General features: G+C 49.5%; 9 protein-coding genes. 2 read left to right on the top strand and 7 right to left on the bottom strand.

The features are described 5' to 3' along the window. The first annotated feature begins 227 nt into the window (after positions 1–227). Positions 228–1,322, top strand: coding sequence for a hypothetical protein (locus GPK83_RS10330; protein ID WP_215704724.1), 1,095 nt, complete (start codon positions 228–230; stop codon positions 1,320–1,322). A 228-nt stretch (positions 1,323–1,550) separates the two neighbouring features. Here GPK83_RS10330 and yajC read toward each other — a convergent pair whose 3' ends face one another. The 5 genes from yajC to scfA form a co-directional block, all read right to left on the bottom strand. Beyond that, the gene (yajC, locus tag GPK83_RS10325) at positions 1,551–1,829 is read right to left on the bottom strand and encodes a preprotein translocase subunit YajC (RefSeq protein ID WP_215704723.1); all 279 of its coding nucleotides are present in this window, start codon (positions 1,827–1,829) and stop codon (positions 1,551–1,553) included. A gap of 20 nt (positions 1,830–1,849) precedes the next feature. Continuing rightward, positions 1,850–2,995, bottom strand: coding sequence for a tRNA guanosine(34) transglycosylase Tgt (gene tgt / locus GPK83_RS10320; protein WP_117515749.1), 1,146 nt, complete (start codon positions 2,993–2,995; stop codon positions 1,850–1,852). 44 nt (positions 2,996–3,039) lie between these two features. Then, positions 3,040–5,280, bottom strand: a complete 2,241-nt coding sequence (gene secD / locus GPK83_RS10315; protein ID WP_215704722.1) for a protein translocase subunit SecD — start codon at positions 5,278–5,280, stop codon at positions 3,040–3,042. 141 nt (positions 5,281–5,421) lie between these two features. After that, a complete protein-coding gene (gene scfB, locus GPK83_RS10310) occupies positions 5,422–6,828 on the bottom strand; it encodes a thioether cross-link-forming SCIFF peptide maturase (protein ID WP_117469067.1) in 1,407 nt (468 codons plus the stop codon). Positions 6,829–7,076: 248 nt separating this feature from the next. Next, complete coding sequence (scfA, locus tag GPK83_RS10305) at positions 7,077–7,223, bottom strand: six-cysteine ranthipeptide SCIFF (protein ID WP_015553081.1); 147 nt, start codon at positions 7,221–7,223, stop codon at positions 7,077–7,079. 382 nt (positions 7,224–7,605) lie between these two features. Here scfA and GPK83_RS10300 point away from each other — a divergent pair, with 382 nt between their 5' ends. Then, on the top strand, positions 7,606–7,965 hold the full coding sequence (locus GPK83_RS10300) for a TIGR04086 family membrane protein (RefSeq protein WP_117469065.1): 360 nt from the start codon (positions 7,606–7,608) through the stop codon (positions 7,963–7,965). Here GPK83_RS10300 and GPK83_RS10295 read toward each other — a convergent pair. After that, a complete protein-coding gene (locus GPK83_RS10295; RefSeq protein WP_021904606.1) occupies positions 7,962–8,081 on the bottom strand; it encodes a hypothetical protein in 120 nt (39 codons plus the stop codon). The genes GPK83_RS10300 and GPK83_RS10295 overlap by 4 nt on opposite strands. Positions 8,082–8,093: 12 nt before the next feature. Beyond that, a complete protein-coding gene (locus tag GPK83_RS10290) occupies positions 8,094–9,221 on the bottom strand; it encodes a sodium ion-translocating decarboxylase subunit beta (RefSeq protein ID WP_215704721.1) in 1,128 nt (375 codons plus the stop codon). Positions 9,222–9,505: the final 284 nt, after the last annotated feature.

The following is a 9,505-nucleotide window of genomic DNA, read 5'->3' as shown; positions in this document are numbered from 1 at the left end:
ACCTTCGGCTATATCCTTCCCACTACCGGGCGGATTCGGGACTTGCACCCGCTAGAAACGTGCGCCGCCGGGCGCACGTTAACAAAACAGCCGCCCCGGTCATATCCTGGGCGGCTGTTTTCATATCTGTTTTCTTTTTCCAATACAGTTTCCCGGTTGCGCCTTGTCATTTTCCCGTTCCTGTCGTATGATATGGATAATCTGAATTTACAACCGAGAGGAGATCTATGTACACTTACACCTGGTATCAATGGCTTACATTTTTTTATCTGTACTGTTTCTTTGGCTGGATCTTTGAATCCGCCTACGTTTCCTTAAAACAGAAACGTTTTGTAAACCGCGGCTTTTTGCGGCTACCAATGCTGCCGTTATACGGAAGCGGCGCAGTCATGATGTTATGGGTATCTCTCCCGTTTCAGGACAGCCTGATCCTCACCTATATCTCCGGCGTTATCGGTGCCACGGCTCTGGAGTACGTGACCGGATATGTGATGGAACGTCTTTTCAGAGTCCGCTACTGGGATTACAGCAACCAGCCCTTTAATGTCCACGGATATATCTGCCTCAGCTCCTCCATCGCCTGGGGATTCCTGACGATTTTTATGACGCACCTGATCCACAAGCCCATCGAGCGGGCTGTCCTCGCGATGCCGCTCTACTGGGATCTGTTTTTTGTGTTTTTTGTGACGGTGCTCTTTGTTTACGATTCCATCATCTGCACAAAGGAAGCTCTTGCCTTTGGAAAGTCCCTGGAAGCTATGCAGAAGCTCCGTGCGGAGCTTGACAATCTTCAGGTACAGCGCGCGCTTCTCAGGATGAATACCGAAGACCGCTTGCAGGCCGCCAAAGAAGAACTGCTGGATCAGATCGAGGCAAAGAGAGTTCAGGCTGCCGCTCTCACCGGAATGAGTATGGAAGAATTCCGGGAAAAAGCCGGTACAAAGTTCAAATCCATCAAGGAAAAACCGGCTGCCGGTATGTCCCTGATCCAGGAAAAAGCCGGAGCTGCCGCAGATTCCATCCGCGATCTCTCCAATGTCAGCCTTGAGGAATTAAGGGCAAAGGCCGGAGGAAAGCTCGACAGTCTGAAAGACCTTACCGGAATCCATCTGGAAGCGCTCCGCGGGAAATCTGCGGAACAGCTCGCCGAAATGTTAAAGGAACGGGAATCCCTCCTCGCCGCACTCCGAAAGGAACGCCGCCGCTTCCGCAAAGAAAGGATCCACTCCAACCCGACCGCCGTTTCCCCGAAGTATGCGCGGGAATTTGAAGAATTGAAGAAATACTTTGAGGACGAAGGAAGAAATGCAACGCCGCAGTAGAAACCGGAGGTTTCTTCCCGGCTCACCCAAAAAAGAATGTGCCTTGGCACATTCTCGCGCCTCGCGCGGTCGCTTGCGACAATCTACATCTTCGCGCGAGTGCGCATCTTTGGCACGTTAGTGCCTTTTTATGTAACAGGGAATTCCTCGGAATTTCCTGTTACATAAAAAAGAGGTTCATCTCCCCATAAGTGGAAATGAACCTCTTTCTTTTCTGTTTTTCAGGTCTTACGCCTCCGGTTTTTCAACCTGAACGATCGCCTGTTTCTGCATCGGGATACGGCAGTTCTTATTGTTGCCAAACTCAACGATAACAGTATCGTCTGTCATATCAATGATCACTCCGTAGAATCCGCTGGATGTCAGCACGCTGTCACCGACTGCGATGCTTGCCATCAGTTCCTGCATTTTTTTCTTTTCCTTCTGCTGCGGTCTGATCGCAATGAAGTACATGAAAGCAAAGATTAAAACAATATATCCAATCAAAAATGCCGGGCTGTTAGTCATATCCGTTGCACCTCCTTTTCTTATACCTTGTCTTTATAGTTCCCTGTCACGCCCTCCAACTTTTTCTCTTTGTACTCGGCGTAGCAGTGGTTCTCAATAGCTTCCCTGATCTCCGTCATCATCGTGTTGTAGAAGTAAAGATTGTGGAGCACACATAAGCGCATTCCAAGCATCTCTTTTGCCTTCAGGAGATGGCGGATATAGGCCCTGCTGTATGAGCGGCAGGCCGGACACTGGCATCCCTCTTCGATGGGGCGCATATCCTTTGAAAACTGCTCATTAAACAGGTTGATCTTTCCGTGGTTTGTATATACATGACCATGACGGCCATTTCTTGTCGGGTAAACGCAGTCGAAGAAATCAACACCGCGGTCCACCGCCTCAAGGATGTTCGCCGGGGTTCCGACGCCCATCAGGTAAGTCGGTTTCTCTTCCGGGAGATGCGGAACCACCACATCGAGAATGCGGTACATCTCCTCGTGGCTCTCACCGACCGCAAGTCCGCCGACCGCGTAGCCGTCGCAGTTCATCTTCGAGATCGTATCTGCATGCGCGATCCGGATATCCTCGAAGGTTCCGCCCTGATTGATGCCGAACAGAAGCTGTTCCTTATTGACGGTATCCGGCAGGGAATTTAATCTCGCCATCTCCGCCTGACATCTCGCCAGCCATCTTGTAGTTCTCGCGACAGAATTCTCCATGTATTCTCTGGTACACGGATGCGGAGCGCACTCATCGAATGCCATCGCGATGGTGGAACCAAGGTTTGACTGGATCTGCATGCTCTCCTCCGGTCCCATGAAGATCTTATGACCATCGATGTGGGAGTTGAAGTAGACGCCTTCTTCCTTGATCTTTCTGAGTCCGGCGAGGGAAAATACCTGAAATCCGCCGGAATCGGTGAGGATCGGACGATCCCAGTTCATAAACCTGTGGAGGCCGCCGAGCTCCTTGATCAGCTTGTCGCCGGTCCGGACATGAAGATGGTAGGTGTTGGAAAGCTCCACCTGTGTCCCGATCCCGCGAAGGTCATCGGTGGACACAGCGCCCTTGATCGCGGCGACAGTTCCTACATTCATGAATACCGGCGTGTGGATCGTGCCGTGGACTGTCTCTACGTCAGCCCGTTTGGCACGTCCGTCTTTTGCCAGAATCTTATATTTCATATTTCTCTTGCCTTATCGTTATTTTCGAAACGACGTTCTTCCGGTTATTTTCTGGATTTCTTCGCTTCCTTTGCTGCCTTCTCAGCATCCTTCTTTGCCTGTTTTTCAGCTGCGTCCTTCTTCTGCTTCTTTGTGGTCATTACATACCACATAGCGCCTGTCAGGCATACGGAAGAGTAGGTACCACAAACGATACCTGCCATTAACGGGAGTGCGAACTCACGGATGGAGGATACGCCCATGATGAACAGAACAAATACCATGACAAAGGTCGTCAGGGATGTATTGATGCTTCGTGTGAAGGTCTGGGTGATACTTGTATTTACAATATCAACGGTGGATGCCTTCGGTCCCATGAGCTTGATGTTCTCACGGATACGGTCGAAGATAACGATCGTCGCGTTGATAGAGTATCCGACGATAGTAAGCAGGCAGGCGATCGCTGTGGAACCAACGGACCACTTTGCGAGGGCATAGCATGCAACTACAACCAATACGTCATGGACAAGGGCTAAAACAGCACTTGCAGCGAAACGGATATCCTTGAATCGTACCCAGATATAGAGAAGCATAAATACGGTAGCGATCGCTGTAGCCATAACCGCGTCGCGCTTCATCTCAGCACTTACCGCACCGGAGATGCTCTCTGCGGTGATCTTTGACTCATCAACACCGAAGTTCTCAACAAGTGCCTCGTCTAATGCCTGACGCTCTTCCACGCTTAAGGTTCTTGTCTTGATGATCACCTCGTTTGTTCCGGCAACCTTCTGTGTCTGCGTATCCGCACTGTTTGTGATGGATTCGACTACCGGAACGACCTCGCTTGAGATTCTCTCCAGAGACATGTCCTCATTGAAGGTCACGCTTGTGGAGGTACCGCCCTGGAAGTCAAGGGAGTAATTGAACGCGTTTCCGATGGAAGACTTGTTCATTACCATTCCTGCAACACCTGCGAGGATCATAACAGCTGAGATGATAAAGCAGATATTTCTCTTTCCGAGAAAGTTGATCGCCTTCTTCTCTTTTCTGATGCCGTAGAACTTCTGATCCTGGAATCCAAGGTTATACAGGGTGTTCAGTGTGAACTTTGTAACGAAAAGTGCTGTAAACATGGAAAGAACGATACCAAGGGCAAGTGTTGTAGCGAAGCCCTTAACTGTACCGGAGCCTCTCCAGTAAAGAACAGCCGCTGCGATCAGTGTTGTCACGTTACCATCGACGATGGCGGATAACGCTTTCGCAAAACCTGTCTTGATCGCGGAATGAACGGTCTTTCCGAGACCGATCTCCTCCTTGATACGGGTGAAGATGATGACGTTCGCATCAACCGCCATACCGATGGAAAGGATGATACCGGCAATACCCGGAAGTGTTAATGTAACCTCAAAGGCCGCGAGCAGGATCAGCATCAATGCCACATAGAGGCAGAGTGCAAGGGATGCCGCAAGACCCGGGATGAGGTAAACTACGATCATGAATACGCATACGATTCCGAAACCGATCGCGCCGGCCTTTAAGCTTGTCGTGATCGCTTCCTGACCAAGTTTCGCGCCTACCACGTTGGAACGGAGTTCCTCCAGTTCCAGGGAAAGGGAACCGATACGGATCGTGGACGCAAGATTCTCAGCCTCTTCATAGGAAGTCATGCCGGAGATAGATGCCTGTCCGCCTGTGATCGCCTGCTGTACGGTCGGGTTAGAGTACATCACATTATCGTAAACGATCGCGATCTTCTTGCCGACGTTCGCTGCAGTCACATCTGCGAATTTCTTAGTACCTTCATCCGTAAATGTAAGCGCTACTTCATAGTTATTGTTTCCTGTCTGCTGGTCTTTATAGATCACAGCTTTCGCAGAAGCTACATCGGTTCCTTCCAGTACAACATTCCAGTTCTCATCATAGAACTGTAAGGATCCCGGCTTACCGAGCTCTTCCAGGATCTTGTTCGCGTCTGTGACACCCGGAATATCAACATTGATACGGTTTCCGCCTTCCTGATAAACCTCTGCCTCAGAGCTGTAGTTCTGTACTCTCTGCTGCAGCTTGTACTGGGTATCGGACATATCCTCGGCGCTCGGATTCTCTTCCTTCGCCTGGTAGGTAATGCTGACGCCGCCTGCCAGATCCAGACCGAGCTTGATTCCGCCATTCTGGGAAGTTACTCCGTTCTCATCGGTGACCAGCTTACTCTTCTGAAGAGTATCATAGCCGAAAAATCCGAAGATACCGAGCACAACGAGCAGTCCCAGGAGGCCGAGCAGTCCCTTTCCTTTGTTGCTCTTCATGATAAAATCTCCTTCTTGATATGATTTCGAGGTTCAAAAGGCTTTTTGTCCCTCTTGATTCCGGAGTCCGCCGTAATCACCGCCTCCGTCATCCTTACAATAACAATCCGGGGTTTTCTTCCCCTGACCGCTATGATCGATTTAGTTGTTTTCCTCGTCCTCCGCTAAAGCAGCACGGATCATAATCGCGCACTCGATACGTTTTTTCTGCATTTCGCAGCCGATATCGTAGGCATCCGTAATGCTGCCGTGGAAGTTGAAGGAATTTGCCGCGCATCCGCCGCTGCAGTAGAATCTCGCAAAGCAGTTTTTGCATTTTTCTTTCGCGTATACGTTGCAGAGCTTGAATTCATCGCGCACCTTCGTGTTGACCACGCCGGTATCCACGTTTCCAAGCAGGAACTCTTCATTTCCAACGAACTGGTGGCACGGATATAAGTCTCCCCACGGAGTTACCGCAAGATACTCGGTTCCTGAACCGCAGCCGGACAGACGTTTCGCAACACACGGTCCCTGACTTAAATCAAGCATGAAGTGGAAGAATTTGAATCCTCTTCCCTCTTTCTGACGCTTTACAAACTCTTTTGCGAGTCTGTCATACTCATCCATGATCTGCGGAAGATCTTCCTCACGGATGGAGTACGGCTCTTCCGGAGCTGCAACTACCGGCTCCATAGAAAGCTTCTCAAAGCCGAGATCCGCATAGTGAAGGACATCGTTTCCGAAATCCAGGTTGTTTCTTGTGAAGGTTCCGCGGACGAAATAATCCTTCTCGCCGCGTGATTTCGCGAATTTCTGGAATTTCGGAACAATAAGTTCATAGCTTCCCTTACCGTTTCTGAACGGACGCATCCGGTCGTTGACCTCCGGACGTCCGTCAAGGCTTAAGACCACGTTGCTCATTTCCCTGTTGCAGAACTCCATGATCTCATCGTTTAAGAGTACGCCGTTTGTTGTCAGTGTGAAACGGAACTTCTTATTGTGCTCCTTCTCCTGGGAACGTCCGTATTCCACAAGCTGTTTTACAACGTTCCAGTTCATAAGCGGCTCGCCGCCGAAGAAATCAACCTCAAGGTTGATGCGGTTTCCGGAGTTTGCGATCAGGAAATCCAGCGCCTTCTTTCCGACCTCAAAGCTCATGAGGGCGCGGCGTCCATGGTACTCGCCTTCCTCTGCGAAGCAGTACTTGCAGGCAAGGTTGCAGTCATGGGCAATATGAAGGCAGAGTGCCTTCACGACCGTCTGGCGTTTCTTGAAATCGATCACATAATCTTTGTAAATATCCGCAGCGAACAGCTCCTCCGCGTCGATGAGCTCCTGAATATCGGAGAGCGCATCCTCAATATCTTCTGCAGAGTACTTACAGACCAGTGCTTCTCTCACTGCTTTTTTCTGGTCATCCGTGAGAGGCATCGGTTTTTCCATATCCGGGACGATCTTCGCGAGAACCTCCACGGCATCGTAGAGCAGCGCATCCACGGAATGAACCGATCCACTGTTTACGTCCAAAACAATATGGTATCCATTATTTATATACTGATGTATCAAAGCTAACTTTCTCCTACTGTCTTAATTTTCAGGTGACTGTTCCGTCTCTTCCCGATTACAGTCACGATCTGATGGTCTCCTGACTTCTTTCTTACCTGCCCTTTGTGGTCTGTCAGTGGCGGCTTTCCCGGCATCGCTGTCCGGGAAACCCGTCACCGGCAGATTCTTTGATCAGACAAGAAATAGCCCCTACAATCATACGACCGTAGGGGTCTCTTTAAAAACTTCCGTTTATTCGAAGCCCCGCATTAGCGGTTGCTGTTTTCACAGCTCTGGTTTCCTACTGTGCAGGATGTCTTGCATGCAGACTGGCAGGATGTCTGGCATTCGCCGCAGCCGCCCTTCTTCATGCTGTTCTTTAAAGTGTTGGAACTTAAAGTTTTTACATGCTTCATGGTATCATTTCCTCCTGTTCTCTTATCGTGGGCATAATACCCCGAATTTAAATGAAATTATACCATACGATTTTCTATTATGCAACGGATTTTATTGCCGTGATGCAGGAAAATCCGGTACAGAGATCCACTTTTTGTCTGCATAGCATGCCGCAATTGTGTCCGGCAGCCGCAAAGGAAAATATCCGGGGCGCTTTTTTCAGCCAAACAGGCTCACCGGTAACAAGATCAGCCGCGCAATGCATATGCATGGCCTTTCCCCACATATCCTGTATAAAGCAAACGCCCACATCATGATGTCCTCTCAGAATCTTTCTGTTCCCGACTTTTATGAGTTCTGGAAAGACTCCCGGAGTACATCCTTCAAGAAAGGAGTTTTCTCATGCAGACAAACCCGGTATGGCGCATGGTACGCGCCCTGATCGCAACTTATATCCTCTCCGGAATTCTTCTGGCGATACTGTCCTTCGCCCTTTTTAAGTTCCGTCTCCCGGAAAACCAGGTCAATCTCGCTGTCTGCGCAGTCTATATCCTCTCCTGCTTTTTCGGCGGCATGATCGCCGGAAAAACAATGAGGACCAGGCGTTTTTTCTGGGGCCTGGTCCTCGGAACTCTCTATTTTCTGTTTTTATATCTCATGTCCCTCGCCCAGAAGGACGGTGTCACGGAAGACACCAAAAGACTTCTCTCTGTCCTCGCCATGTGCACATTGAGCGGGATGGCGGGCGGGATGGTGAGCTAACGGTCTCCCACCTTCGTGAGGAGATAAACAACGAGCGCCAGGATCCCCATCACAACGAAGATTCCAAGCATTCCCTTCCACATGATCCCTAAAGCAAGCATTGTATTTACATTCATAGTCCAGACCTCCTACATAAAGAATCCAAGGACGATTCCGCCGGCAACTGCAGATGCGACCTGACCGGATACGTTCGCTCCGATGGCATGCATCAGAAGATGGTTTGTTCTGTCCTCCGCAATTCCCATCTTCTCAATGACACGGGCAGACATCGGGAATGCGGAGATTCCTGCTGCTCCGACCATCGGGTTCACTTTGTTCTTGCTGAACAGATTTAAGAATTTCGCAAACATGACGCCGCCGATGGAGTCGAAAATAAAAGCGAAAAGTCCAAGTCCCATGATCATCAGTGTCTGTAAGCTTACGAACTGGTCCGCTTTCATGGAGAAAGAGATCGTGATTCCGAGAACAAGTGTGATCAGGTTCGCGAGTGTCGTCTGTGCTGTTTCGGAAAGGCTGTTTAAGCAACCGCATTCACGGATCAGATTTCCGAACATCAGGAATCCTACAAGAGCAACCGATGCCGGAGCGACAAGTCCTGCGACAAATGTTACAATGATCGGAAAAGCGATTCTTGTGAACCGGCTTACTTTTCCCGGCTCATACGGCATACGGATCATGCGTTCTTTCTTTGTCGTAACCGCTTTGATCGCCATCGGCTGGATGATCGGCACAAGTGCCATATAGGAATATGCCGCCACCGCGATCGCTCCGATGTAGTTTGACTTTAACACCTGAGATACCAGAATCGAAGTCGGACCATCTGCCGCTCCGATGATTCCGATAGAGGCAGCATCCTTGATATCAAAGCCGAGAAGTGATGCCATAAAGATCGTAAAAAAGATGCCGAACTGGGACGCTGCACCAAAGAGGAACATCTTCGGGTTCGAAAGTAGCGGTCCAAAGTCGATCATAGCTCCGATACCGATAAAGAGCAGCAGTGGGAAAGCCTCCGATGCCTCAATGCCGGATTCAAAGAGCCACTGGATGATTCCATGAGTCTCACCGGCGCCCTCCATAAACTGGTTTAATACACCGCTGGCCGGGAGATTCACAAGGATCGCACCGAAGCCCATCGGCAGAAGAAGGGCCGGCTCATAATTTTTCTCGATCGCCAGGTAAATCAGTAAAAGTCCTACCACATACATGACGACCTGCTGCCAGGTGATCGATAGTAATCCACTCCATAAAAAGTCCATAAAAACTCCTCCTTGAAAATAGTATGCGCAGGTTTTTCTCTTTCCCTGCCAATGGATTCCATGAAATTTTACAGACCGTCTTTTTTTGCCGCCATATCAGATCGCTCTCGGATCCTCAGAGCAACAAAAAAAGACTTTCTGCAGAAATTTCTCTCTGCAAAAAGTCTCGTTACCATTTTACCGGTATGCACCACCAGACGTTTCCGCCGCGATTGTTGACAGTGCATTTCAACTACTCCCCTTTTGGATAGTTTCATATTAATTGGTTTGAAAAAATTTGTCAA

The organism is Clostridium sp. MCC328, from assembly GCF_018785465.1.
In the GTDB taxonomy this organism is placed as follows: Bacteria; Bacillota; Clostridia; order Lachnospirales; family Lachnospiraceae; genus Pilosibacter; species Pilosibacter fragilis.
This window is presented reverse-complemented; position numbering and strand designations above follow the sequence as displayed.